The 24332-nt window shown below is 64.8% G+C and carries 20 protein-coding genes; 12 read left to right on the top strand and 8 right to left on the bottom strand.

What is annotated here, in order from left to right; all coding sequences use genetic code 11:
* The first annotated feature begins 72 nt into the window (after window positions 1–72).
* The 3 genes from arfB to ACY3GB_RS03805 all read left to right on the top strand — a co-directional run bounded on the left by arfB (window position 73) and on the right by ACY3GB_RS03805 (window position 1394).
* Window positions 73–480, top strand: coding sequence for an alternative ribosome rescue aminoacyl-tRNA hydrolase ArfB (gene arfB / locus ACY3GB_RS03815; RefSeq protein WP_463087568.1), 408 nt, complete (start codon window positions 73–75; stop codon window positions 478–480).
* 90 nt (window positions 481–570) lie between these two features.
* Window positions 571–774: a hypothetical protein gene (locus ACY3GB_RS03810; protein ID WP_021476013.1), complete on the top strand. Its 204-nt coding sequence runs from the start codon at window positions 571–573 to the stop codon at window positions 772–774.
* A complete protein-coding gene (locus tag ACY3GB_RS03805; RefSeq protein ID WP_463087567.1) occupies window positions 771–1394 on the top strand; it encodes a 3'-5' exonuclease in 624 nt (207 codons plus the stop codon). The genes ACY3GB_RS03810 and ACY3GB_RS03805 overlap by 4 nt, the downstream gene beginning before the upstream one ends.
* Window positions 1395–1425: 31 nt before the next feature.
* Here the strand turns inward: ACY3GB_RS03805 and ACY3GB_RS03800 are convergent, their stop codons facing one another.
* Window positions 1426–2772, bottom strand: coding sequence for a toxin-antitoxin system YwqK family antitoxin (locus tag ACY3GB_RS03800; protein ID WP_463087566.1), 1347 nt, complete (start codon window positions 2770–2772; stop codon window positions 1426–1428).
* Window positions 2773–3266: 494 nt separating this feature from the next.
* On the opposite strand from ACY3GB_RS03800, the gene ACY3GB_RS03795 reads away from it, so the two are divergent.
* Window positions 3267–4037 carry a class I SAM-dependent methyltransferase gene (locus tag ACY3GB_RS03795; RefSeq protein ID WP_463087565.1) on the top strand — a complete coding sequence of 257 codons (771 nt, stop codon included), beginning with the start codon at window positions 3267–3269 and terminating at the stop codon, window positions 4035–4037.
* A gap of 6 nt (window positions 4038–4043) precedes the next feature.
* Here the strand turns inward: ACY3GB_RS03795 and kdsA are convergent, their stop codons facing one another.
* Together kdsA and ACY3GB_RS03785 are read right to left on the bottom strand one after the other, a co-directional pair.
* Complete coding sequence (gene kdsA / locus ACY3GB_RS03790) at window positions 4044–4892, bottom strand: 3-deoxy-8-phosphooctulonate synthase (RefSeq protein WP_463087564.1); 849 nt, start codon at window positions 4890–4892, stop codon at window positions 4044–4046.
* Between the two features lie 99 nt (window positions 4893–4991).
* On the bottom strand, window positions 4992–5348 hold the full coding sequence (locus tag ACY3GB_RS03785; RefSeq protein ID WP_463087563.1) for a hypothetical protein: 357 nt from the start codon (window positions 5346–5348) through the stop codon (window positions 4992–4994).
* A 128-nt stretch (window positions 5349–5476) separates the two neighbouring features.
* Between ACY3GB_RS03785 and ACY3GB_RS03780 the strand changes: the two genes are divergently transcribed.
* Window positions 5477–6181, top strand: a complete 705-nt coding sequence (locus tag ACY3GB_RS03780; protein WP_463087562.1) for a glutathione S-transferase N-terminal domain-containing protein — start codon at window positions 5477–5479, stop codon at window positions 6179–6181.
* Between the two features lie 42 nt (window positions 6182–6223).
* On the opposite strand, the gene ACY3GB_RS03775 is transcribed toward ACY3GB_RS03780, so the two are convergent.
* Entirely contained in the window at window positions 6224–6637 is a 414-nt protein-coding gene (locus ACY3GB_RS03775) for a hypothetical protein (RefSeq protein WP_463087561.1), read from the bottom strand.
* Window positions 6638–6997: 360 nt separating this feature from the next.
* Between ACY3GB_RS03775 and ACY3GB_RS03770 the strand changes: the two genes are divergently transcribed.
* Window positions 6998–8011: a glycosyl hydrolase family 18 protein gene (locus ACY3GB_RS03770; protein ID WP_463087560.1), complete on the top strand. Its 1014-nt coding sequence runs from the start codon at window positions 6998–7000 to the stop codon at window positions 8009–8011.
* Between the two features lie 64 nt (window positions 8012–8075).
* On the opposite strand, the gene ACY3GB_RS03765 is transcribed toward ACY3GB_RS03770, so the two are convergent.
* From ACY3GB_RS03765 to ACY3GB_RS03750, 4 genes are read right to left on the bottom strand one after another with little or no spacing between them, the layout of a single operon-like run.
* Window positions 8076–9467 (bottom strand): efflux transporter outer membrane subunit, encoded by a 1392-nt coding sequence (locus ACY3GB_RS03765; protein ID WP_463087559.1) that lies wholly within the window; start codon window positions 9465–9467, stop codon window positions 8076–8078.
* Window positions 9468–9472: 5 nt separating this feature from the next.
* Window positions 9473–12577: a multidrug efflux RND transporter permease subunit gene (locus ACY3GB_RS03760; RefSeq protein WP_463087558.1), complete on the bottom strand. Its 3105-nt coding sequence runs from the start codon at window positions 12575–12577 to the stop codon at window positions 9473–9475.
* Window positions 12574–15675, bottom strand: coding sequence for an MdtB/MuxB family multidrug efflux RND transporter permease subunit (locus tag ACY3GB_RS03755; protein ID WP_463087557.1), 3102 nt, complete (start codon window positions 15673–15675; stop codon window positions 12574–12576). The genes ACY3GB_RS03760 and ACY3GB_RS03755 overlap by 4 nt, the downstream gene beginning before the upstream one ends.
* Window positions 15676–15690: 15 nt before the next feature.
* Window positions 15691–16938: an MdtA/MuxA family multidrug efflux RND transporter periplasmic adaptor subunit gene (locus ACY3GB_RS03750; protein ID WP_463087556.1), complete on the bottom strand. Its 1248-nt coding sequence runs from the start codon at window positions 16936–16938 to the stop codon at window positions 15691–15693.
* Window positions 16939–17536: 598 nt separating this feature from the next.
* Between ACY3GB_RS03750 and kdpA the strand changes: the two genes are divergently transcribed.
* From kdpA to ACY3GB_RS03720, 6 genes are all read left to right on the top strand, one after another.
* On the top strand, window positions 17537–19309 hold the full coding sequence (gene kdpA / locus ACY3GB_RS03745) for a potassium-transporting ATPase subunit KdpA (RefSeq protein WP_463087555.1): 1773 nt from the start codon (window positions 17537–17539) through the stop codon (window positions 19307–19309).
* A 283-nt stretch (window positions 19310–19592) separates the two neighbouring features.
* A complete protein-coding gene (locus ACY3GB_RS03740) occupies window positions 19593–21119 on the top strand; it encodes an amino acid permease (protein WP_463087554.1) in 1527 nt (508 codons plus the stop codon).
* A 104-nt stretch (window positions 21120–21223) separates the two neighbouring features.
* Window positions 21224–21925 (top strand): MarC family protein, encoded by a 702-nt coding sequence (locus ACY3GB_RS03735; RefSeq protein WP_463087553.1) that lies wholly within the window; start codon window positions 21224–21226, stop codon window positions 21923–21925.
* A 113-nt stretch (window positions 21926–22038) separates the two neighbouring features.
* On the top strand, window positions 22039–23172 hold the full coding sequence (gene yiaY, locus ACY3GB_RS03730; RefSeq protein ID WP_463087552.1) for an L-threonine dehydrogenase: 1134 nt from the start codon (window positions 22039–22041) through the stop codon (window positions 23170–23172).
* A 160-nt stretch (window positions 23173–23332) separates the two neighbouring features.
* Window positions 23333–23716 (top strand): DUF488 domain-containing protein, encoded by a 384-nt coding sequence (locus ACY3GB_RS03725; RefSeq protein ID WP_463087551.1) that lies wholly within the window; start codon window positions 23333–23335, stop codon window positions 23714–23716.
* A 70-nt stretch (window positions 23717–23786) separates the two neighbouring features.
* Window positions 23787–24230: a MarR family transcriptional regulator gene (locus ACY3GB_RS03720; protein WP_021476033.1), complete on the top strand. Its 444-nt coding sequence runs from the start codon at window positions 23787–23789 to the stop codon at window positions 24228–24230.
* Window positions 24231–24332 lie beyond the last annotated feature (102 nt).

The following is a 24332-nucleotide window of genomic DNA, read 5'->3' as shown; positions in this document are numbered from 1 at the left end:
GGACGGCGGCAAGCCGCGCGGACCTGGAGCCGCGCGCGGCTTATAATGCGGTTTTAAGAAATCGTTTTCCCCATGTCCGTTTCCCGCTATCTCGTCAAAGAGGACGAGGTGACGATCACCGCGATGCGCGCCCAGGGCGCCGGCGGCCAGAACGTCAACAAGGTCTCGTCCGCGGTCCACCTGCGTTTCGACATCGCCGCGTCATCGCTGCCGGATTGGCTGCGCGAAAGGCTGCTGGGCCTGAATGACCAGCGGCTGAGCAAAGACGGCGTGCTGGTGATCAAGGCGCAGCAGTACCGCACCCAGGAGCAGAACCGCGCCGATGCCATCGAGCGGTTGCAGGCGCTGATAGATGCCGTCGGCCACACTCCCAAGGCGCGCCGCGCCACCAAGCCGACCTATGGCTCCAAGCAGCGCCGGCTGGCCGGCAAGTCGCAGCGGGCGGCGATCAAATCGCTGCGCGGCCGGGTCGACGATTAGCGCCGGCAGGCTCGGATCCGCGCTTGCATGCCGCGCAAAGCCGGGTACAATGCCCGGCTCGATAATGTATTGAATCGCAAGGAAATCCCGATGTCGAAGAAGCCGCAGGAAAAACTGGACGAGGAAACGCTGGCGCTGCTGGCCTGGTGCGCGGAAGTGGAGACCCATCTGGTCGCCGCCGGCGCGACGGAAGCCGAGGCCCAGGAGCACATCGAAGAGCAGGCCGAATGGTATACCGACCAGTTCTTCGACGGCCTGACGCCGGAAGAGGCGGCAAAGGCCGCTCTGGCATGAGGCAGCGCGTCGCCGTCATCGACTTCGAAACCAACGGCGCGTCGCCGGGCCGCGACTGCCGCGCCACCGAGATCGGCGTGGCGATGGTGGAGGACGGCCGCGTGGTCGACCGCTTCCAGAGCCTGATGAACGCGGGCGTCTGGGTGCCGCCGATGATCGAGCGGCTGACCGGCATCAGCAACGCGATGCTGAAAACCGCGCCGCCGGCCGATCTGGTGATGCGCGACGCGGCCCGTTTTGTCGGCGATGCGCCGCTGGCCGCGCACAACGCCAGCTTCGACCGCAAGTTCTGGGATTACGAGCTGGGTTTGCTGGGGCTGGCGCGAAGCCAGGACTTCGCCTGCACCTTGATGTTGTCGCGCCGCCTGCTGCCGCAGGCGCCGGACCACAAACTGGGCACGCTGGCGCGCTGGGCCGGCCTGCCTGATACCGGCCGGGCCCACCGCGCGATGGCGGACGCCGAAATGGCGGCCAACCTGATGGCGCTGTTGAGCGATACGCTGCGGCGGCAATTCCATCTGGCGGACATCGATCACGCCTTGCTGTGCAAGTTGCAGAAAGTGACCGCGGCCAAGGTCAAACCCTATTTGCGGGAATTGCAGGCCGGCGCAGCAGTTTGAGCAAAGGGAGGCGCATGCGCCTCCCTTGCCGCTACATCTGTCCGTCTAGCGAAACCCCATTTCTGTATGTGGTTTCCCTGTAGAGCTTGCCATGCTCGTCCCAGAAGCGGGCGGGTCCGTTTTCGATGCCGTGCGCGAAGGTGTATTCGCTCTTTTTTTGCCCGTTTTCGCGGTAGTTGATCGCTAGCCCTTCGGCCTGGCCATCGACATATCGCGTGTCGGCCCAAAGCTGGCCGTTATCCTGCCAGATGCGTTCCCGGCCATCCTTCTTGCCGTTCTTGTACATGGTTTCCGATTTGAGCTGGCCCGGTTTGAGCCAGACTTTTTCCCATCCTTCCATTTTTCCGGCTTGATATATGACCTGGCTGACGAGGAATCCGCTGTCGTTCCAGGACTGGTATAGACCCTGTTTCTTGCCATCCTGGTAGCCGACCTCCCAGCGCTTCTGGCCGTTCTGATGCCAGGCCAGCGATAGCCCCTGTCGTTTGCCATCCCGGTAATCATCCGACGCGCTTAATTGGCCGTTTTCATACCATTGCTCCGACTTGCCGTTTTTGTCTCCGCCGGTGTAGTGGCTGAGTTCTTGTTGCTTGCCGTTTTCGTACCAGGTTTCGTAAAGGCCGTACCATTTGCCATTTTGGCTGTAATAATGGCTGGCCATCTGTCCATTCTGATGCCAGGTGGTGATCTCGCCCTGCTGGGAGAGCCGGGTGTCAATCCGGTCTCCGACTATTTCCCGCCGCTTCAACCAGTAGCGGTCGTCCTTGTCCTGTTGGTATATTTCTTGTTGACGGCCGGCCGGAACCATCTTCCAGACGAACTTCTGCCGGTAATTCGCCAGAATTTGCCAGCCGGAGATCTCTACGCCGCCGCGATATATCGCATCCTGAACGAGCTGTCCGCTCTCATCCCAATTGCGCCAACGGCCGTTTTCCAGATCAGCCTCGTAATTGCCGTCGGCTACCTTGCTGCCGTTTTCATCCCATCGTTGCCAGCGGCCATTGAACAAGCCGTTCTCTATGCCATAGCTGACCAGCTTGCGCCCCTGATCATCCCGGACGGTGTATTGCGCGCTTTGTCCGGGCCGAATAACGACTTTGTCCAGGCGCGCCTGGCCATCGGGATAAAAAACGCCGAATTCGGCGGTGCCGTTTTTTTGGTCCAATATGCTCAGGATGCTGCCCCGTTTGCCTGGAAGAAGCCTGCCGACAGGGAGGCTGCTGATGCTGTAGGAGTCCATGAACTGCAGCGGGCATCCTGGGATATGGCGGTCGATTTCTGCCGGCAATGGCAGGCACTGTCCTTGTTTGCGGGCCATCTCTGGTTGGGAGGCGAATTGCTGTGCGGCCTCGCGCATAATGGCATCCAGCTGGGCCATGGTGCTGGAGTATTGGGGCGATGCCGCATGAGTGGGGAGACTGTTAAGGGTCGCTGCGAATAAAACCGGAACGGCGGGGCTGAGCAAGTTTTTCAATTTGGTGTTTTATGGCGGATGTCGGGAGCCGCCATGATAGGCGATTTATGCGGGCGATGAGAAAAGACGGGGCTAAAAAGAGGAAGCCCTGGGCTTCTGCTGGTTGTTGATGGCCGTCATGCGTTTCCGGCAGCGTGGCGACCTGCGCCGCGTAGGCGTAGGGCCCAGGGGGTCGGCGGACAGATCGCTCTGCGGGCGGGCGTGGAGAGAGCATGGGCGGCCGGGATGAGTCTTCGGATCGTCGGATGGGCGATGTGGGAGGAGCCGGATGCGTGTCGTCGGCAAGGCATGGGGCCGCCCTGTTTCATATTAGGTGGTTGGTGTCGGCTTAAAAATACGTGCCAATACTGTACCTGTTGAAATCATCTTCACGGAATGCCGCAAGGCGGCGAGGAAATATGGATACATTGCATACGCAGGCTAAGGCGGGGTTTGCCAAGGAGGCGCAAGCCTACGAGCGCGGCAGGCCGGAATACGCGCCGGAACTGGCGGCTTGGCTGAAGGGCGAGTTGGGCCTGGGGCCGAGTTCGGCTGTGCTGGATCTAGGTGCCGGCACCGGCAAGTTCACCCGCTTGCTGGCCGCGGTGGCCGGCGAAACGGTGGCGGTGGAGCCGGTGGACGAAATGCGGGCGCAGTTGCAAGCCAGTCTGCCGGGGCTGCGGGCGTTGAAGGGCTCAGCCGGGGAGATTCCGCTGCCTGGCGCGTCGATGGACGCCGTGATATGCGCGCAGGCTTTCCACTGGTTCGCCAATGAAGAGGCGTTGCGGGAAATCCACCGGGTGCTGAAGCCCGGTGGCAGCCTGGGGCTGGTATGGAATGTGCGAGACGAGTCCGGCGATTGGGTGGCGCGAATCAGCGAGCTGATGGCGCCGTACGAGGGCGACACGCCGCGCTTCCACTCCGGCGCATGGCGCCGGCCGTTCGAAGCCGGCCGCTACTTCGCCGCGCCGGCCGCGACCATGCTGCCGAACTGGCATGTCGGCCCGCCGGAGCGCGTGATCGTCGATCGCTTCCTGTCGGTCAGCTTCATCGCGGCCTTGCCGGACGATGAAAAACGGCGCTTCGCCGAAGCGCTGCGCCGTTTGATCGCCACCCATCCGGATTTGCGCGGCAGGGACGAGGTGGCGTTTCCCTACCGCACCGAGGCGTATCGCTGCGCCCGGCTGTAAGGCGGCTTAGCCGATCTGCAGCGGCGGGAAGGACTTGACCAGATCGTCGATGGCCTTGACCTGGGCCAGGAACGGCTCCAGCTGCGCCAGCGGCAGCGCGCTGGGGCCGTCGCACTTGGCTTCAGCCGGGTTCGGATGGGCTTCCAGGAACAGGCCGGCGATGCCGACAGCCGTGCCGGCGCGGGCCAGCTCCGCCACCTGGGCGCGGCGGCCGCCGGACGCGGCGGCGCCGGATTCGCGCTGCTGCAGCGAGTGGGTGACGTCGAAGATCACCGGGCGGTTGCCGCTGACTTTCTTCATTACGCCGAAGCCCAGCATGTCCACCACCAGGTTATCGTAGCCGAGGCAGGTGCCGCGGTCGCACAGGATCAGTTGCTGGTTGCCGGCTTCGACGAATTTCTCCACCACGTTCTGGATCTGCGCCGGGCTCATGAACTGCGGCTTCTTGATGTTGACGGCGCGGCCGGTCTTGGCCAGCGCTTCCACCAAGTCGGTCTGGCGGGCGAGGAAGGCCGGCAGCTGCACCACATCGGCCACTTCGGCCACCGGGGCGGCTTGCCACGGCTCATGCACGTCGGTGATCACCGGCACGCCGAAAGTGTCTTTCACCGCCTGCAGGATCTTCATGCCTTCTTCCAGGCCCGGGCCGCGGTAGGAGTGGATCGACGAGCGGTTGGCCTTGTCGAAGCTGCCCTTGAACACGTAGGGAATGCCCAGCTTTTGGGTGACGCGGACGTATTCCTCGGCGGCGCGCAGCGCCAGGTCGCGGGATTCCAGCACATTGACGCCGCCGAACAGCGTGAACGGCGCTTCATTGCCGACAGTGACGGACGGGGAGAGGGTGACGTTGATCAAGGGATTCTTCCTGTATTCGTGCGCGGCCGCAGGCAAGGCGCGGCCGATTGGGCAAAGCGACATGATATACCCGCGGCGCGGCGCGGGCCATCCTGGCGCTCAGGCGCCGCCTTGCGCGACCGCCTCGGGGACGGCGTCGCGGGAGCGGACGCAGGCCTCCACCGAGCCGGCCGCGCCGTTTTTCTTCAGTTCTGCGCACCATTTCTTTTTCAATTGCAGATTGATCGCGCAGGCGTTGGCGGAGGGCTTGGCCGGATCGACCTGATGCGCTTTCGCGGTCGAGAAGATGCAGGACTGCATCTTGGGGCTTTCGATCTCGTCCGTTTCGTAACGCTGCTGGCAGATGGCGATGGCCCAATGCAGCGGCTCGCCCGGCGCGTTGGCGGAACAGGCGGCGAAGGCTGGCAGGCTGGCCGATGCCAGGGCGAGGGCGAGGGCGGCGAGGAGGTTGCGCATGGCGTGTTTCCCGGCGGGTGCGGATGATCGAGGGCGGGATCGTAGCATGGGCGGTTCATCGCGGCGAGAGACGGCGCAATGCCGGGCGGGTATAGTGGGCGTTTCGCCGTTTTTCCAAGGATGACGCCATGGCAGACCTGTCCGCCTTCCCGATCGCCGGCAAATGGCCGGCAAAGCATCCCGACCGCCTGCAGCTGTATTCGCTGCCCACGCCCAACGGCGTCAAGGTTTCCATCATGCTGGAGGAAACCGGCTTGCCGTACGAGGCGCACCTGGTCAGCTTCGAGCGCAACGATCAGCTGTCGCCGGAATTCCTGTCGCTTAACCCGAACAACAAGATCCCGGCGATCCTGGACCCGAACGGCCCGGAGGGCGACCCGCTGACGCTGTTCGAGTCCGGCGCCATCCTGATCTACTTGGCCGACAAGACCGGCCAGCTGCTGCCCAAACAGCCGGCGGCGCGCTACGAGGCCATCCAGTGGCTGATGTTCCAGATGGGCGGCGTGGGGCCGATGTTCGGCCAGCTCGGCTTCTTCCATAAGTTCGCCGGCAAGGACTACGAGGACAAGCGCCCGCGCGACCGCTATGTCGCCGAGTCCCGCCGACTGTTGCAAGTGTTGGAGGGCCGGATGGCCGGCCGCGCCTGGATCATGGGCGACGAATACACCATCGCCGACATCGCCATCTGGCCCTGGGTGCGCAATCTGGTGGGTTTCTACGACGCCGGCGAGCTGGTGGGGTTCGACGACTTCCCCAATGTCCAGCGCGCGGTGCGGGCCTTTGTCGAGCGGCCGGCTGTCGAGCGCGGCCTGGCGATCCCGGCGCGGGATTGAGGCGCTTTGAAACGGGGGCCGCAGCCCCCGTTTTCAGCGGTTTCAGCGCAGCGCGCCGCGCTTCACGTGCGGCTCGCGCATGCTGCCGCTGTCTATCTTCCAGCCGCCGCCCTGCTTGACTACCACGTAGCGGGCCTTTTCTTCGCCGCCCTTGGGATGGGGCTTGGCCTGTTCGTCGGATGGGCGGGTCGGATCCAGCTGGTAGCGGACCACGAATTCGCAGCGGCGCGGGCCGCATTGTTGCGGTTGTACGCCGTAGCCGGTGATCAGCGTCACCATGTCCCAGCCCGGCTCGTCCTGGTAGTTGGCGAAGTAGCGGGTGGCCGGGTACTCCTGCAGCCGCATGCCGGCGGCGTCTTTGGCCAGGTAATTTTCCAGCATGGCTTGCGGCGCGCCGGCCGCGGAGGCCAAGGGCGCGGCCAGCGCCAGGCAGAGCAGGGCAAGGTTTTTGTTCATCGCGTCTTTCCTTATTTTTCCAGAATATTCAAGTCGGGAGGCTGCCGCTCCATTATGCGGGAAGGCGGCATCGCGTCGGATTGTCAAAATTGCCGGCATGCGGGCGAATATCCTGCTTCTTGAAATGGAGTTTCTCGTTTGCTTTGAAAAAAGGTCGATGATGCTGAAATTTTGGCATTCTCGGCGGCATGATGTCCTTGGCGGCGCGCTGGCGGGGAGGGAAAGCCCTGGCGCCGAAAGGCGGTGGATGCTTGTCATATTTTCCAGGTGGACGCGCGCCGACCCCATCGGATATAAGGGCCGTGGCCTGGGCCGGCTTGGGCTGGAGAGGTCATCGCACCATGACAAAGAGAGCATCCGATGAAAAAAACGATATCCATCCTGCTGGCCGGCCTGGCGCTGGCGGCAAGCCAGGCGCATGCTGCGCCTATGGTTCTGGCGTATTACTCCGGCTATGCCGGCAATTACGCGGCGCTGACCAAATACGCGTCCAGCTTCAACTCGGTCGCCATCGATTTCTACAACATCACGGCGCAGGGCGCGGTGACGGGCAACGGCGATCCGGCGCCCGGCGACGCCATCGCCTTCCTGCGCGGCAGGAAGATTCCCGCTTACGGCGCGGTGTCGAACGTGGACGGCAAGGGCAATTGGAGCGCCGACATCGCCCACGCGGTGTCGACCTCGGCGATGAACGCGTCGGTGGCCAACCTGGTCAAGTTCGCCCAGGACCAGCGTTTCGCCGGCATCAATGTGGACTTCGAGGCGGTGGCGCAGAGCGACCGCAACAACTTCAGCAATTTCATCCAGGTTCTGGGCCGGGCATTGCACGCCAAGGGGCTGAAGCTGATCGTCAGCGTGCCGGCGTTTTCCGCCAAGGACGAAAACCACGAGGCCAATTACGGCTACGATCTGCGCGCGCTGGGCGCGGCGGCGGATTATCTGCAGATCATGACCTACGACGAGGCGATCCCGGCCTGGGACCCGGGACCGGTGGCCGGCTCAGGCTGGATGGAAGATGATCTGGACTACGCGGCGGAGCGGGTGCCGGCGGCCAAGATATTGAACGGCATTCCAGCCTACGGCTATGACTGGAAACAGCCGGGGGATGGCGGCATGCTGTACTGGAAGGACACCCAGGCGCTGATCGCCCGTTACGGCGCCCAGCCGCGTTACGACGCGGGCAGCAACTCGCTGACCTTCAGCTACCGCGCGTCCGACGGCAGCCGCCACACCGTGTGGACCGAAAACGCCCGCAGCGTGGCGCTGAAGGCCAGCCTGGTGAACGCCTACGGTCTGGGCGGCACCTCGGTCTACGCGCTGGGCATGGAGGACGCCGGTTTCTGGGCCGCGGTGAAGCAAGGGCTGGCGCAGTGATGGCTGATTGTCGGGGATAAAAAAACCGGGCCTGCGCCCGGTTTTTCCGTTGGGAATGGCCGGATCACCAGTGGCCGCCCAGCGCGGCGATCAGCGCCACGCTGCCGGTGTACTGGCGGTTGACGACGGCCCATAGATTATTCTCGGCGGCGATGCGGGCGTTTTGCGCCGACAGCACGTTCAGGTAGGCGACGGTGCCGGCCTGGTACTGGTTCATCGCGATGGTCTCCGCCCGCTTGGCCGCGGCCAGCGCCGCGGTCTGCATGCCGGATTCCTCCTTCAGCAGGCTCTGCGCCGACAGATTGTCCTCCACGCCTTGCAGCGCGGCGAGCACGGTCTGGCGGTAGCTGGCCACGCTGGCGTCGTAGCCGGCGATCGCCTGGTCGGTCTGGGCGCGGCGCAGGCCGGCGTCGAACAGCGTCAGCGCCAGCGAGGGCCCGATGGACCAGACCCGGTTGGGCAGCGTCACCCAATCGGCGAAGCTGGAGCCGCGGTAGCCGCCGCTGGCGCCTAGCGTCAGCGTCGGGAAGAAAGCGGCCTTGGCGATGCCGATCTGGGCGTTGGCGGCGGCCATATTGCGCTCGGCCGCCGCCACGTCGGGCCGGCGCTCCAGCAGCGCCGACGGCAGGCCGGCCGGAATCTGCGGCAGGTGGGGCGTTTGCGTCGCGGGGGGCAGCGAGAAGCTGGCCGGCGCCTGGCCCAGCTGGGCGGCGATCGCGTGTTCCAGCTGGGCGCGGGCCAGACGCTTGTCCACCGTCGCCGCCTGCGCGGCGTGCCACTGGCTTTCCGCCGAGGCCACCGCCTCGTCGCCGACGATGCCGGCGGCGAACTGGTTGCGGGTCAGTTGCAGCGCTTCTCCCAGCGCTTTTTCGCTGTCGCGCAGATTGGCCAGCTGCCGGTCGGCCACCACCAGCTGCAGGTAGGCGGTTGCGAGCTGAGCCTGGCTGCTCAGGCGGATGGCGGCCAACTGGGCCTCGGACGCCTGCTGCTTGGCCTTGCCGGCTTCCACCTCGCGCCGCACCGCGCCCCACAGGTCCACTTCCCAACTGGCGGACAGGCCCAGGTTGTAACTGGTGGACGCGCCGGCGCCCGGCGTGCTCGCGCCATGGCTCTGGGACGCGTTGGCCGACAGCGACGGGAACAGCCCGGCCTGGGCCTGGCGCAGCTGGGCCTGGGCCGCGCGGTACTGCGCCTCGGCCTGGGCGATGGTGGGGCTCTGTTGGTTCAGCGTGTCCATCAGGCGGTTCAGAGTAGGATCCTGGAACACCGTCCACCAGTCGCCGCGCGGCATCGCGTCCTGCGGTTCGGCGGTTTTCCAGCGGCCGTCTTCCTTGAAGCCGGCCGGGATATCGAGCTTGGGCCTCGCGTAGTCGGGGCCGATGGCGCAGCCGGCCAGCGCGGCGGCGATGAAGAGGGCGCTCAGGCCGTGTTTCAGCGGTGTTGTTGTTCTATTCATGGCTATCATTCCTCTTTGCCGCCGGCCAGCGCGCGGCCGTGGCTGCCGCGCCATTTCAGGCACCACAGGCGGAAGCGGTCCAGGTACAGGTAGACGATGGGGGTGGTGTACAGCGTCAGCAGCTGGCTGAGCAGCAGGCCGCCGACGATGGAGATGCCCAGCGGCGTGCGCATCTCGGCGCCGTCGCCATGGCCCAGCGCCAGCGGCAGCGCGCCGAACAGCGCCGCCATCGTGGTCATCATGATGGGGCGGAAGCGCAGCAGGCAGGCCTGCAGGATGGCCTCCTGCGGCGGCAGTTTTTGTTCGCGCTCGGCGGTGAGCGCGAAATCTATCATCATGATCGCGTTCTTCTTGACGATGCCGATCAAGAGCAGGATGCCGATCAGCGAGATGATGTTGAACTCGCCGCCGGTGGCTATCAGCGCCAGCAGCGCGCCGACGCCGGCGGAGGGCAGGGTGGAGAGGATGGTGATCGGGTGCACCACGCTCTCGTACAGCATGCCCAGCACGATGTAGACCGCCACCAGCGCCGCCAGGATCAAGTAAGGCTGGCTGTCCAGCGAGGCCTGGAACGACTTGGCCGTGCCCTGGAAGCTGGCGTGGATGCTGCTGGGCAGGCCGATGTCGGCGATGGCCGCGTCTATGGCCACCGTGGCGTCGGACAGCGAGTAGCCCGGCGGCAGGTTGAAGGAGATGGTGGTGGCGGCGAACTGGCTCTGGTGGTTGACCGACAGCGAGGTGTTGGTGGGCTTCCAGCTGGCGAAGGCCGACAGCGGCGTAGGCGACCCGCCCGGCGTCTGCAGGTAGATGTCGCGCAGGCTCTCCGGGCTTTGCCAGTATTGCGGCGCCACTTCCAGCACCACGCGGTACTGGTTGAGCGCGTTGTAGATGGTGGAGACCTGGCGCTGGCCGAAGGCGTCGTTCAATACCGAATCCACCTGCGCCTGGGTCAGGCCTAGCCGCGCCATGGCCGCGCGGTCGAAGTTGAGCGTGGTTTGCAGACCCTTCACTTCCTGATCGTTGTTGAGGTCGGCCAGGAAGGGGATTTTGCTCATCGCCTGCTGCACCTTGGGCGTCCATTCGCGCAGCTCGTTCAGATCGTCGCCTTGCAGCGTGTACTGGTACTGCGCGTTGCTGGAGCGGCCGCCGATGCGGATGTCCTGCACCGACTGCAGGAACAGCTGGGCGCCGGGCTCCGCGGCCAGCTTCTTGCGCAGCCGGGCGATCACCTGGTCGGCGCTTTCCTTGCGTTCGGACAGCGGCTTCAGGCTGACGAACATATTGGCGCCGTTGCGCTGGCCGCCGCCGGTGAAGCCCACCACCTTGTCCACCGCCGGATCGGCGCCGACCACATTGATGAAGCGCTGGAGTTTGACCTGCATCGCCTGGAAGGAGATGCTCTGGTCGGCGCGTATCATGCCGTTCAGGCGGCCGGTGTCCTGCTGCGGGAAGAAGCCCTTGGCGATCACCACGTACAGGAACACATTGAGCGCGATGGTGGCGCCCAGGATCGCCATCATCAGCCGGCTGTGGCGCAGCGCCCAGGACAGCGAGCGGCGGTAGCCGTCCAGCATCGCGTCTAACGCGCGCTCGCTCCATCGGAACAACTTGCCCGGCTCCTTGCTGGCGTCATGCGCTTTCAGCCAGCGCGCGCACAGCATCGGCGTGGTGGTCAGCGACACCACCAGCGATACCATGATCGCCACCGACAGCGTGACGGCGAACTCGCGGAACAAGCGGCCGATGATGCCGCCCATCAGCAGGATGGGGATGAACACCGCGATCAGCGAAATGCTCATCGACAGCACGGTGAAGCCCACCTCGCGCGCGCCCTGCAGCGCCGCCTGGAACGGCTTCATGCCGTTTTCGATATGGCGCGAGATGTTTTCCAGCACCACGATGGTGTCGTCGACGACGAAGCCGGTGGCGATGGTCAGCGCCATCAGGCTGAGGTTGTTCAAGGAAAAGCCGGCCATATACATCACGGCGAAGGTGCCCACCAGCGACACCGGCACGGTGATGGCCGGGATGGCGGTGGCGCGGCCGTTGCGCAGGAACAGGAACACCACCAGGATGACCAGCGCGATGGAGATCGCCAGCGAACGCTCCACTTCCGACAGCGAGGCGCGGATGGTGGGCGTACGGTCCATCACCTGGTTGATCTTGATCGCCGACGGGATGGAGGCTTGCAGTTGCGGCAGCATCGCCTTCACCCGGTCCACCGTCTCGATGATGTTGGCGCCGGGCTGGCGGAACAGGATCAGCATCACCGCCGGCTGCTTGCCCAGCATGCCGGCGTTGCGCAGGTCCACCACCGAATCCTTGACCTCGGCCACGTCGGAGATGCGCACCGCGCTGCCGTTGTTGTAGCTGACGATCAGCGGCAGGTAGTCGCTGGCCTTGCCGGCCTGGTCGTTGGCCTGCACCTGCCAGTGCTTGTCCTCGTTCTCCAGGAAGCCCTTGGGCCGGTTGGCGTTGGTGCTGGTGATGGCGGAGCGCACCGTTTCCATGCCGATGCCGTAGTGGTTCAGCTGCATTGGGTTCATTTCCACCCGCACCGCCGGCTGGGCGCCGCCGCCGATGATCACGTTGCCGATGCCGTCCACCTGCGACAGTTTCTGGCCCAGGATGGAGTCCGCCGCGTCGTACATCTGGCCGCGGGTCAGGCTGTCCGAGGTCAGCGCCAGGATCATGATGGGCGCGTCGGCCGGGTTCACCTTGCGATAGGTCGGGTTGGAGGGCATGCCGGTGGGCAGCAGCGAGCGGGCGGCGTTGATCGCCGCCTGCACGTCGCGCGCGGCGCCGTTGATGTCGCGGTCCAGGTCGAACTGCAGCGTGATGTTGCTGGAGCCCAGCGAGCTGGTGGACGTCATCTCGGTGATGCCGGCGATCCGGCCCAGCGCGCGCTCCAGCGGCGTGGCCACGGTGGCGGCCATCGTCTCCGGGCTGGCGCCGGGCAGCTTGGCCGATACCGAGATGGTGGGGAAGTCCACCTGCGGCAGCGGCGACACCGGCAGCAGCTTGAAGGCGATGGCGCCGGCCAGCAGGATGGCCAGCGTCAACAGCGTGGTGGCCACCGGCCGGCGGATGAAGGGGGCGGACGGAATCATGCGTCCACCTCTTCCGCCAGCTCAGGCTTGTCCTTGCGGCCGAAGCGCCGCGCCAGCCGGTCGAAGGCCAGGTAGATCACCGGCGTGGTGAACAGCGTCAGCACCTGGCTGACCATCAGGCCGCCCACCATGGTGATGCCCAGCGGCTGGCGCAGCTCCGACCCCATGCCGCCGCCCATCATCAGTGGCAGCGCGCCCAGCAGTGCCGCCATCGTGGTCATCAGGATGGGGCGGAAACGCAGCAGGCAGGCCTGGTAGATCGCCTCGCGCGGGGCCATGCCCTGTTCGCGCTCGGCCTCCAGCGCGAAGTCGATCATCATGATCGCGTTTTTCTTCACGATGCCGATCAGCAGGATGATGCCGATGATGGCGATCACCGACAGGTCGGTGCCGGACACCATCAGCGCCAGCAGCGCGCCGATGCCGGCCGAGGGCAGGGTGGAGAGAATCGTGATCGGATGGATATAGCTCTCGTACAGCACGCCCAGCACGATGTACATGGTGACGATGGCGGCCAGGATCAGCCACAGGGTGTTGGACAGCGACGCCTGGAAGGCCATCGCCGCGCCCTGGAACTTGGTGTCCATGCTGGCCGGCAGGCCCAGCTCGGATTCGGCCTGGCGGATGGCGTCCACCGCCTCGCCCAGCGACGCGCCCTGTTTCAGGTTGAAGGAGATGGTGGCGGTAGGGAACTGGCCCAGATGGTTGATGGCCAGCGAGGCCGGGCGCTCCTCGATGGTGGCCACCGCGTCCAGCGGCACCGGCCCGCCGCTGGCGGTGGGCACGTAGATGCCCTTCAGCGACAGCGGATCGCGCTGGTGCTCCTTGTCCACCTCCAGCACCACGCGGTACTGGTTGGTCTGGGTGAAGATGGTGGAGATCAGCCGCTGGCCGAAGGCGTCGTACAAGGCGTTGTCGATCGCGGCAGTGGTGACGCCCAGGCGCGAGGCGACGTCGCGGTTGATGTTGACGTAGGCTTGCAGGCCCTTGTCCTGCAGGTCGCTGGCCACATCGGCCAGCGCCGGCTCCTGCTGCAGCCGGCGCACCAGCTTGGGCATCCAGGCGGACAGGTCGTCCTGGCTGGTGGCCTGCAGCGTGAACTGGTACTGGGTGCGGCTGACGCGGGCGTCGATGGTCAGATCCTGCACCGCCTGCAGGTACAGCGACATGCCCGGCACCTCGTCGGCGCGCTGTTGCAGCCGCGCGAGCACGGTGCGGATGTCGTCGCGCTCGCCCTTGGGTTTCAGGTTGATCAGCAGGCGGCCGCTGTTCAGCGTGGCGTTGGTGCCGTCCACGCCGATGAAGGACGACAGGCTGTCCACCGCCGGGTCTTTCAGCAGCTGTTCGGCCAGTTTTTCCTGGCGGTCGGCCATCGCGGCGAAGGAGATGGACTGCGAGGCTTCGCTGATGCCCTGGATGGCGCCGGTGTCCTGCAGCGGGAAGAAGCCCTTGGGCACCCAGACGTACAGCGCCGCGGTCAGCGCCACGGTGCCGACGGCCACCAGCAGAGTGGTTTTCTGGCGGTCCAGCACCCAGGTCAGCATCTTGCCGTAGCGGGCGATGACATCGTCGAAGAACTTGCCGCTGGCGTGATAGAAGCGGCCCTGTTTTTCTTCCGGCACATGCTTGAGCAGCCGCGCGCACATCATCGGCGTCAGCGTCAGCGAGATGAAGGCGGAGATCAGGATGGACACCGCCAACGTGACGGCGAACTCGCGGAACAGCCGGCCCACCACGTCTCCCATGAACAACAGCGGAATCAGCACCGCGATTAGCGAGATGGTCAGCGAGATGATGGTGAAGCCGATCTGCTTGGAGCCCTTCAGCGCGGCCTCCAGCGGCTTCTCGCCCTCTTCGATGTAGCGGGCGATGTTTTCGATCATCACGATGGCGTCGTCGACCACGAAGCCGGTGGCGATGGTCAGCGCCATCAGCGTCAGGTTGTTGATGGAGAAGCCGGTCAGGTACATCACGCCGAAGGTGCCCACCAGCGACAGCGGCACCGCCACCGCCGGAATGATGGTGGCCGGCACGTTGCGCAGGAAGACGAAGATCACCATCACCACCAGCGCGATGGCCAGCATCAGCTCGAACTCCACATCCTCCACCGAAGCGCGGATGGTCACGGTGCGGTCGCTCAGCACGCGCACGTCCACCGAGCCGGGCAGGGTGCCCTGCAGTTGCGGCAGCAGCGACTTGATGCGGTCGGTCACCTGGATCACGTTGGCGCCCGGCTGGCGCTGCACGTTGAGGATGATGGCCGGCGTGGCGCCGGACCAGGCCGCCAGCCGGGTGTTCTCGGCCGATTCCACCACCTTGGCCACGTCCCTGACGTAGACCGGCGCGCCGTTCTTGTAGGCGACGATGACGTTCCTGTACTCGTCGGCCGATTGCAGCTGGTCGTTGCCGTCCACGGTGGAGGCCTGGGTCGGGCCGTCGAAGCTGCCCTTGGCCTGGTTGACGTTGGCGGCGGCGATGGCGGTGCGGATGTCCTCCAGCGTCAAGCCGCGCGCGGCCAGCGCCTTGGGGTTGCTCTGGATGCGCACGGCCGGCCGCTGGCCGCCGCTGATGCTGACCAGGCCCACGCCGGGCACCTGCGACAGCTTCTGGGCCAGACGAGTGTCTACCATGTCTTCCAGCTTGGTCAGCGGCAGGGTGGGCGAGCTGATGGCGACGGTGAGGATGGGCGTGTCGGCCGGGTTGACCTTGTTGTAGACCGGCGGGCTGGGCAGGTCGGACGGCAGCAGGTTGCCGGCGGCGTTGATGGCCGCCTGGACTTCCTGCTCGGCCACGTCCAGCGTCAGGTCCAGGCTGAATTGCAGCGTGATCACCGAGGCGCCGCCGGAGCTGGACGACGACATCTGCGACAAGCCGGGCATCTGGCCGAACTGGCGTTCCAGCGGCGCGGTGACCGATGAGGTCATCACGTCCGGGCTGGCGCCGGGATAGAGCGTCACCACCTGGATGGTCGGATAGTCGACTTCAGGCAGCGCCGACACCGGCAGCATCCGCCAGGCCACCAGGCCGGTCAGCAGGATGGCCACCATCAGCAAGGTGGTGGCCACCGGCCGCGTAATGAACGGGCGGGAGGGATTCATGCGCAGTCCTCCCGTTTAGTTGGCCGCCGAGGCGTGTTGCTTGCCCCTGGCGCCCGCGGCGTGCTTCTGTCCCCTGGCCTCGCCGGCGGCGGCCGAGGCGGCCTCGCGCGCCTGGGCGGCGCGGTCTATCACTTTGACCTGGGCGCCGTTGCGCAGCTTGTCCACGCCGTCTATCACCACCCGCTGGCCGGGTTTCAGGCCGTCCTCGATGATGGTGTCGGCGCCGGAAACCGGGCCGGTCTTGACTTGGGCGATGCTGACGGTGGAGTCGCCGCCGACGGTGTAGACGTAGCTGCCCACCTTGCCCAGCTGCACCGCGGCGGTGGGCACCACCACCGCGTCCTTGCGCACCCCCAGCTGCAGGTTGACGTTGACGAACTGGTTGGGGAACAGCTGCTGCTGTTCATTGGTGAAAGAGGCCTTGATGTTGATGGTGCCGGTGCTGGTGTTCAGCTGGTTGTCCAGCGCCAGCAATTTGCCGTCAGCCAGCTTGTGGCGGTTGTCGCGATCCCAGGCTTCGACCTTCAGCGCCTTGTCGGCGCGGGCGGCCTGCAGCACCGAAGCCAGGCTGGTTTCCGGCACGGCGAACACCACGTTGATCGGCTGGGTCTGGGTGATGGTGACCAGGCCGTTGGCGTCGCTGGCATGGACGATATTGCCCGGGTCGACCTGGCGCAGGCCGACGTGGCCGCTGATCGGCGCGACGACGCGGGTGTAGTCGACATTGATGCGCGCGGCGGCCACCGATCCCTGATCAACCTTGACCGTGCCTTCGTACTGGCGCACCAGCGCCTGCTGGGTGTCCACCTGCTGCTTGGAGATGGAGTTCTGGCTGGCCAGTTGCTTGTAGCGCGCCAGATCCAGGCGGGCGTTTTCCAGCAGCGCCTGGTCGCGCAGCAGCTGGCCCTCGGCCTGGGTCAGCGCCGCCTGGTAGGGGCGGGCGTCCAGTTCGGCCAGCAGCTGTCCCTGCTTGACCTGTTGGCCTTCGGTGAAGTGGATCTTGTCCAGCTGCCCGTCGACGCGGCTGCGGACGGTCACGGTATTGGTGGAAGCGACAGTGCCCAGCGCGTTCAACTGCAGGGGAGCGTCCATGGTCCGCACGTCCGCCACGCCCACCGCCATCGGCGCGGCGCCCTTGTTGCGGGCGACGGCTTCCTTGACGCTTTGATTGTGCTGGTGCCACCACCAGCCGCCGCCCAGCGCGGCGAGCAGGATGAGGATCAGGGGCAGGCGTTTGGATTGGGCTGGCGCGGCGGTGGACATGCGGAAAGCTCCGGGCAGACGTTGAGTGTTGTTGTAGGAAAAGCATGACATTTTTACATGCTTTGTGCTGCGCTTACGCGTGAAAACAGCGATTTAGTGCTGAATACGCATGTATAAGAGTGAACGCATTGTATTAGCTTGGTTTGAGTGGGGCGTTGCTTTGTGTTGTGAAATGTTAATTAAAAAAGAGCGTTTACTTTTTATTGTTTGACGCAGCGGATGCCTGGAGAGCTAAGGCTTTGATGCTTATGGCGATGCCAAGCATGCATGGCGCGCACGGCGGGAATGCGGTTTTTACCATGATTGCCTGTCGCGTGGCGGGCGGGGGCGGATTCCGCCTTGGGCGACCAGGTCGGATGCGGTCCGCATAGTGGCCAGTCGGCGCGGAGCGCGCGGCCTGATGTGGCATATTGGATGCGGTCAGCCGGATTTTGATGATATTCCTATGGCTGAAAAACGGATTGTTACATGGCCTTTATACTGCTACGGATAAGGTTCGTTTGCAAAACGGCAAGCTTCGAAATCAACGAGGCGGGCATGCCGCTCACTTTGGGGATGTGTCATGGTTTGGCATTCGTATCTGCAGCTTATTTTATTCATGTTGGTGCTGTTCGGGCTGACCAAGCCCATCGGACTGTACATGTTTCATGTATTGGAAGGACGCCCTCCCTGGGCGCGGAAGTGGGAGCAATGGCTGGAGGCGCCGCTTTACCGGGCCGCAGGCGTCGATCCCTCTGCTGAGATGGGGTGGAAATCCTATGCGCTCAGCTTGCTGGCTTTCAATCTGCTTGGCGCGGCCGCCCTGTATCTCCTGCAGCGCGTCCAGTTCTGGTTGCCGCTGAATCCGCAGGGCTTCGCCAATATTTCCCCCGACAGCGCGTTCAATACGGCGGTCAGTTTCGCCACTAATACCAGCTGGCAGGGCTACGCGGGTGAAACCGCCATGAGCCATCTAGCCCAGATGCTGGGCATCAACCTGCAGAGTTTCTTGTCGGCGGCGACCGGCATGGCGGTGATGTTGGCGCTGGTGAGGGCTTTCGCCAGACAGTCGGTCGGCACCCTCGGGAATTTCTGGGTGGACGTGACCCGTTGCACGCTTTACGTCCTGTTGCCCCTGTCTTTTATCCTGGCGCTGGTTTTCGTGCAGCAGGGCGTGCCGCAAACCCTTTCCGCTGGAGCTGAGGCGGCTACGCTGGATGTGACGCGCTATGAGCAGGCCAAGACCGGAGTGAGTGGCGCGCCTATCGTCGATGCCCGCGGCAAGCCGCTTATGGAGAAGGTGGTGACGCGGAAGCAGTTCATCTCCCTGGGCCCGGTGGCGTCGCAGGAGCCGATCAAGATCATGAGCGGCGATGGCGGCGGCTTCTTCAATGCCAATTCCGCCCATCCCTTCGAAAATCCGACCCCGCTCACCAATTTTCTGCAACTGCTGACCTTGCTTATTCTGCCTGCGGGCCTGTGCTATACCTTCGGCCGCATGGTGGGCGACAGTCGCCAGGGGTGGACCCTGTTTTTCGCGATGGCGCTGATGCTGACGTTGGGCGCGGCGGTTTGCATCCGCAGCGAGCAGGCTGGCAATCCCATGCTGTCGGCGCTGGCGGTAGACCAGAGCTATGGGACTGCGCAGAGCGGTGGCAATATGGAAGGCAAAGAGGCTCGCTTCGGCGCGGCCGGCTCCGCGCTGTATGCCGCGGTGACGACCAGTTCTGGCGATGGGGCTGTCAATGCCATGCATGATTCCTTCATGCCGCTGGGCGGATTGGTGCCCATGGCGCTGATGCAGACTGGCGAGGTGGTGTTCGGCGGACCGGGCGCCGGAATCTACAGCATGCTGATCCATGCGGTGCTGGTGGTGTTCATCGTCGGGCTGATGATAGGCCGCGCGCCGGAGTACTTGGGCAAGAAGATTGATGCGCACGAGATGAAAATGATGGCCATCATCATCTTGCTGGTGCCTTGCATGGTGCTGCTGCAGTCTGCCATCAGCGTCAGCGTGGGGCCGGGCCTGGCGGGATTGGGCAATCCGGGCGCTCACGGGCTCAGCGAGGTGTTGTACGCGTTCACCTCCGCCGCCAATAACAATGGCAGCGCCTTCGCGGGTCTCTCCGCCAATACAAGTTATTACAACATCATGCTGGCGATCGCAATGTGGTTCGGCCGCTTCGGCGTCATCGTGCCGGTGATGGCGATGGCCGGAGCCTTGGTCGCCAAGCCGAAGCGACCGGCTGGCCTGGGCACGCTGCCTACGCATGGCGGGTTATTCGCCGGCCTGCTCATCGCCACCATCCTGCTATTGACCGCGCTGACCTATCTGCCGGCGCTGGCGCTGGGGCCCATCGTCGAGCACCTGATCCTGCTCGGCTCATCCTGAGCGGCGGCTAGCTGGACTAGGCATGCGAACTGTCGCGTGTTGTCCTCATGAAATGTCCGATCCGGGCGGGCGCGCCGCGGCGGCGGCTTCGCCTTGCCTGCTCTGGGTTCCGCGTTCATTTCCGAACATGACATCTTCGTTTTTTGCGTAAAACGCCTAATCCGGGCTAGGCAATGCCGGCGATCAATGTCATTCTTTCCCGCTTTGATTGTCCCCAGCCCGGCGCAGAGCCTGGGCGACGCCGGTCCCGGTCCGCGCGGCAGAACAATAGAGTGAGTTGGATATGAGCAAGAAACAAGACGCGCCCGAGCTGAGGCGCACGCTGCAGGCGCGCCACCTGTCGATGATCGCCATCGGCGGGTCCATCGGCACCGGCCTGTTCCTGGCGTCCGGCGCCACCATCTCCAGCGCGGGCGCCGGCGGCGCGCTGCTGGCTTACGCGCTGGTGGGCCTGATGGTGTATTTCCTGATGACCAGCCTGGGCGAAATGGCCGCCTTCATGCCGGTTTCCGGCTCCTTCCAGGCTTACGGCTCGCGCTTCGTCGATCCGGCCTTCGGCTTCGCCCAGGGCTGGAACTACTGGTACAACTGGGCGATCACCGTCGCGGTGGAGCTGGCCGCGGCCGCCATCATCATGAACTACTGGTACCCCGGCGTGCCGGGCGTGGTGTGGAGCGGGGGCTTCCTGGCCATCATCTTCGCGCTCAACTACTTCTCGGTGAAGGGCTTCGGCGAAGCCGAGTTCTGGTGCTCGATGCTGAAGGTGGCCACCATCATCGCCTTCATCGTCATCGGCTTCCTGATGATTCTGGGCATCATGACCGAGCCGAATCCGAACCGCATCGCGCCGGGCCTGAATGTGATGATGCAGGGCGACGGCGCTTTCGTCGGCGGCCTGGCCGCCTTTGTCGGCGTCGCCATGGTGGTCGGCTTCTCCTTCCAGGGCACCGAGCTGATCGGCGTCGCCGCTGGCGAGTCCGCCAACCCGGGCCGCACCATTCCGCGCGCTGTGCGCCAGATTTTCTGGCGCATCCTGATGTTCTACATGCTGTCCATCCTGATCATCGGCCTGATCCTGCCGCACAACGATCCGTCGCTGTTGAAGAACGACATGAAGGACGTCGGCGCCAGCCCGTTCACGCTGGTGTTCAACCGCGCGGGCCTCGCCTTCGCCGCCAGCCTGATGAACGCGGTGATCCTGTCCGCCATCCTGTCGGCCGGCAATTCCGGCATGTACGCGTCCACCCGCATGCTGTACGCGATGGCCAAGAACGGCATGGCGCCCAAGGTCTTCGGCAAGCTGACCGCCAACGGCGTGCCGCGCAACGCGCTGTACGCCACCACGCTGGTGGCCTGCCTGTGCTTCCTGACCTCGCTGTTCCAGAGCAACGCCGTCTACATGTGGCTGCTGAACTCTTCCGGCATGACCGGCTTCATCGCCTGGCTGGGCGTGGCCATCAGCCACTACCGCTTCCGCCGCGCCTATGTGAAGCAGGGCTACAGCCTGGACGACCTGCCGTACAAGGCCAAGTGGTTCCCGCTGGGCCCGCTGTTCGCCTTCGCGCTGTGCCTGCTGATCATGCTGGGCCAGAACTACACCGCCTTCACCGCGGCCAAGGTGGACTGGAACGGCGTCATCGCCACCTATCTGGGCATCCCGCTGTTTGTGGCGCTGTGGTGGGGATACCGCGTCAAGCACAACACCCGCATGGTGCCGCTGGACAAGGTGGAGCTGGCCGAGGCGCATCGCAACGCCTTGATGCTGCGGGAAGAAACCCGCGGTGGCAAACCGGTTTCCGCCCAGGCCTGACCGGTCTGGAAAAATGCTTGAAAAAGCCCGCTGGCAAGCGGGCTTTTTTTATGGTTTCATCCGCTATCCTGACAACATTTTAAACCTTCCTGGCGGGGTGCCGTATGCAGTTGCTGTCCACCTTCATTACCAAGTTTCTGTTCGTGATGGCGGCGCTGCTGCCCATCATGAACCCGCCCGGCCTGGTGCCCATCTTCATCTCGATGACGGCGCGCAACACGCCGCAGCAGCGGCGCTACCTGGCGCGGCGCATCGCCGTCTATTGCGCGCTGCTGTTGATCGGCAGCATGTTCGTCGGCGGCTATGTGTTGTCCTTCTTCGGCGTGTCGCTGCCGGTGGTGCAGATGTCCGGCGGCTTGCTGATCACCTTCGCCGCCTGGCGCATGCTGAACGATACGCCGGCGGAATCCAGCCAGCCGTCCACTGAGCAGGCCAGGGTGGACAGCCAGGCCGAGCTCAAGCAGCGCGCCTTCTATCCGCTGACCTTCCCGCTGACGGTGGGGCCGGGCTCGGTGTCGGTGGCCATCACCATCGGCGCCACGCTGACCGGCAGCGGCAAGGGCCTGGTGCGCTTCGTGGTCAGCCCGGTGGCGGGGCTCACCGCGGTGCTGGTGTGCAGCACGCTGGTCTACCTGTGCTACGCCAACGCCGACAAGCTATTGCGCTACCTGGGCCAGACCGGCTCGGTGGTGTTCCTGCGCCTTTCCGCCTTCATCCTGCTGTGCCTGGGCGTGCAGATCATGTGGGACGGCTTCGGCGAGCTGGCCAGCCAGTGGCTGCGCGACAACGCCGCGATGCTGCGTTGATCGGCATTCCATCCGCGTGCCGCCGGGCCGGCATTTATTGACTTGAGGCAAAGTTGACGGGAGGAGAAGGCGGCAGACTGTGTTCAATGGCAATCCACCGACTGGAGACGGACATGAGCACAAGCGCTTTCTTCATCCCCTCGCTGAACCTGATGGGCGCGGGCTGTCTGCGACAGGCCGTCGACGCGATGCGCGGCCACGGCTTCCGCCGCGCGCTGATCGTCACCGACCAGGGCCTGGTCAAGGCCGGACTGGCCGCCAAGGTGGCCGACATGCTGGGCAAGGCCGACATCGAGCCGGTGATCTTCGACGGCGTCCATCCCAATCCCAGCTGCGCCAATGTCAACGCCGGCCTCGCGCTGCTGCGTGAAAAACAGTGCGACGTGGTGGTGTCGCTGGGCGGCGGCTCGCCGCATGATTGCGCCAAGGGCATCGCGCTGGTGGCGGTGAATGGCGGCAAGATCCAGGACTACGAAGGCGTGGACAAGTCGGCCAAGCCGCAGCTGCCGCTGGTGGCGATCAACACCACCGCCGGCACGGCGTCCGAAATGACCCGCTTCTGCATCATCACCGACGAGTCGCGCCACATCAAGATGGCCATCGTCGACAAGCACACCACCCCCATCTTGTCGGTCAACGATCCGGAAACCATGGCCGGCATGCCGGCTTCGCTGACCGCCGCCACCGGCATGGACGCGCTGACCCACGCGGTGGAGGCCTATGTCTCCACCATCGCCACCCCCATCACCGACGCCTGCGCCTTGAAGGCGGTGGAGCTGATCGCCGGCTTCCTGCGTCGCGCGGTGAAGGATGGCAAGGACATGGAGGCGCGAGAGCAGATGGCTTACGCGCAATTCCTGGCCGGCATGGCCTTCAACAATGCTTCCCTGGGCTATGTGCACGCGATGGCGCATCAGCTGGGCGGCTTCTACGATCTGCCGCACGGCGTCTGCAATGCAGTCTTGTTGCCGCATGTCCAGGTTTTCAACGCCGCCGTCGCCGGCGAGCGGCTGGGCGATGTGGCCATCGCGCTGGGCGAGAAGGCCCGCAGCGCCGAGGCGGCCATCGCCGCGATCAAGCGCCTGGCCGCGGATGTCGGCATCCCGGCGGGCTTGGCCGCGCTGGGCGTCAAGGAGGCGGATATCCCGACGCTGGCGGACAATGCGCTGAAGGATGCCTGCGGGCTGACCAATCCGCGCAAGGGCAGCCATCAGGATGTCTGCTCGATCTTCCGCGCGGCGATGTAGCCGATGGCGGAGCGGCCGATGCGTGAGATCGGCCGCTCCGCAGAGCAAAATTTTTTGCCAATATATATCGTATTGCGATATTTTAATTAAAAGCTAAAGTAGGCGGCTAGGGCCGGAGGAGCGGGTTGCGCATGCGAAAGCAAGACAGGAGGTAACAATCATGGGAATCGAAATACGTTTGGAAAGAGTGGAGGGGTGCCGGAATCCGCCGGCCGGCGCGTTCCTGGTGGACAGCAAGTGGCCGCGAGGGCTGCCGCGCTCCGCGCTGGCCGCCGGGCATTGGCTGCCCCGGGTGATGCCGACCGACGAACTGGTGGCCTGGATGCGTCTCCAGCCGCTGCGTTGGGCGACCTTTTGCGACATCTATTGGGCCGACATGGGCAACAATCCCCCGCGCTGGCTGCCCTTGCTGAAAGCGATGGAGCAGGGCGAGCTGGCGCTGCTGCACAGTGGCGAGCCGGACGAGCATAGCCCGGTGATGGCGCTGAAGGCCTTTTTGCAGCAGCGCTACCGCGAGCGCCAGGCTGAAAAGGCGGAGGCGTGAGCAGGATCGCCATCGGCGGCCGGGGTGCGCTAGACTGCCGCGCATGATCCACTGTCATTGAAGTCATGGCATGAGCTTGAGCAAGGAAGATTTCGAACGCCTGGCTGATTTCCGTTACCGGCTGCGCCGTTTTCTGCGGTTCAGCGAGGATCTGGCCCAGGATAGCGGCATCACGCCGTTGCAGTATCTGCTGCTGCTGCAGCTGAAAGGCTATCCGGGGCGCAGCTGGGCCACGGTGGCGGAGCTGGCGGAACGGCTGCAGTCCCATCATCACAGCGTGGTGGGGCTGGTCAGCCGCTGCGAGGGACAGCAATTGGTGCGGCGCCAGCCGGGGCGCGAGGACCGGCGCTGCGTGGAGGTGCATCTGCAGCCCAAGGGCGAAGAACTGGTGGCCAGGCTGGCCGGCGCGCACCGGGACGAGTTGATCGCCTTGCAGGAGGATGGCGGCTACCTGTCGCTGGACCTGCTGCTGCAGACCAAGCGCCAACTGCAGCTGCCGGAGGAGCTGGGCTAGGCAAATAGCGCGGAGCCGTGTTGTATATGGCTTGATGGCATTTAGTAAACTCGTCGTTTTCAGGCAAGATGTCGGAATGCGGTCCGCCGAGAGGGCGGACAA

This window comes from Chromobacterium sp. Ag138, from assembly GCF_055181315.1.
This window is presented reverse-complemented; position numbering and strand designations above follow the sequence as displayed.

Coding starts and splice junctions, on each gene's coding strand:
- arfB (WP_463087568.1), top strand. CDS start 73: ATGTCCGTTTCCCGCTATCTCGTCAAAGAGGACGAGGTGACGATCACC.
- ACY3GB_RS03810 (WP_021476013.1), top strand. CDS start 571: ATGTCGAAGAAGCCGCAGGAAAAACTGGACGAGGAAACGCTGGCGCTG.
- ACY3GB_RS03805 (WP_463087567.1), top strand. CDS start 771: ATGAGGCAGCGCGTCGCCGTCATCGACTTCGAAACCAACGGCGCGTCG.
- ACY3GB_RS03800 (WP_463087566.1), bottom strand. CDS start 2,772: ATGGCCCAGCTGGATGCCATTATGCGCGAGGCCGCACAGCAATTCGCC.
- ACY3GB_RS03795 (WP_463087565.1), top strand. CDS start 3,267: ATGGATACATTGCATACGCAGGCTAAGGCGGGGTTTGCCAAGGAGGCG.
- ACY3GB_RS03785 (WP_463087563.1), bottom strand. CDS start 5,348: ATGCGCAACCTCCTCGCCGCCCTCGCCCTCGCCCTGGCATCGGCCAGC.
- ACY3GB_RS03780 (WP_463087562.1), top strand. CDS start 5,477: ATGGCAGACCTGTCCGCCTTCCCGATCGCCGGCAAATGGCCGGCAAAG.
- ACY3GB_RS03775 (WP_463087561.1), bottom strand. CDS start 6,637: ATGAACAAAAACCTTGCCCTGCTCTGCCTGGCGCTGGCCGCGCCCTTG.
- ACY3GB_RS03770 (WP_463087560.1), top strand. CDS start 6,998: ATGAAAAAAACGATATCCATCCTGCTGGCCGGCCTGGCGCTGGCGGCA.
- ACY3GB_RS03765 (WP_463087559.1), bottom strand. CDS start 9,467: ATGAATAGAACAACAACACCGCTGAAACACGGCCTGAGCGCCCTCTTC.
- ACY3GB_RS03760 (WP_463087558.1), bottom strand. CDS start 12,577: ATGATTCCGTCCGCCCCCTTCATCCGCCGGCCGGTGGCCACCACGCTG.
- ACY3GB_RS03755 (WP_463087557.1), bottom strand. CDS start 15,675: ATGAATCCCTCCCGCCCGTTCATTACGCGGCCGGTGGCCACCACCTTG.
- ACY3GB_RS03750 (WP_463087556.1), bottom strand. CDS start 16,938: ATGTCCACCGCCGCGCCAGCCCAATCCAAACGCCTGCCCCTGATCCTC.
- kdpA (WP_463087555.1), top strand. CDS start 17,537: ATGTTGGTGCTGTTCGGGCTGACCAAGCCCATCGGACTGTACATGTTT.
- ACY3GB_RS03740 (WP_463087554.1), top strand. CDS start 19,593: ATGAGCAAGAAACAAGACGCGCCCGAGCTGAGGCGCACGCTGCAGGCG.
- ACY3GB_RS03735 (WP_463087553.1), top strand. CDS start 21,224: ATGCAGTTGCTGTCCACCTTCATTACCAAGTTTCTGTTCGTGATGGCG.
- yiaY (WP_463087552.1), top strand. CDS start 22,039: ATGAGCACAAGCGCTTTCTTCATCCCCTCGCTGAACCTGATGGGCGCG.
- ACY3GB_RS03725 (WP_463087551.1), top strand. CDS start 23,333: ATGGGAATCGAAATACGTTTGGAAAGAGTGGAGGGGTGCCGGAATCCG.
- ACY3GB_RS03720 (WP_021476033.1), top strand. CDS start 23,787: ATGAGCTTGAGCAAGGAAGATTTCGAACGCCTGGCTGATTTCCGTTAC.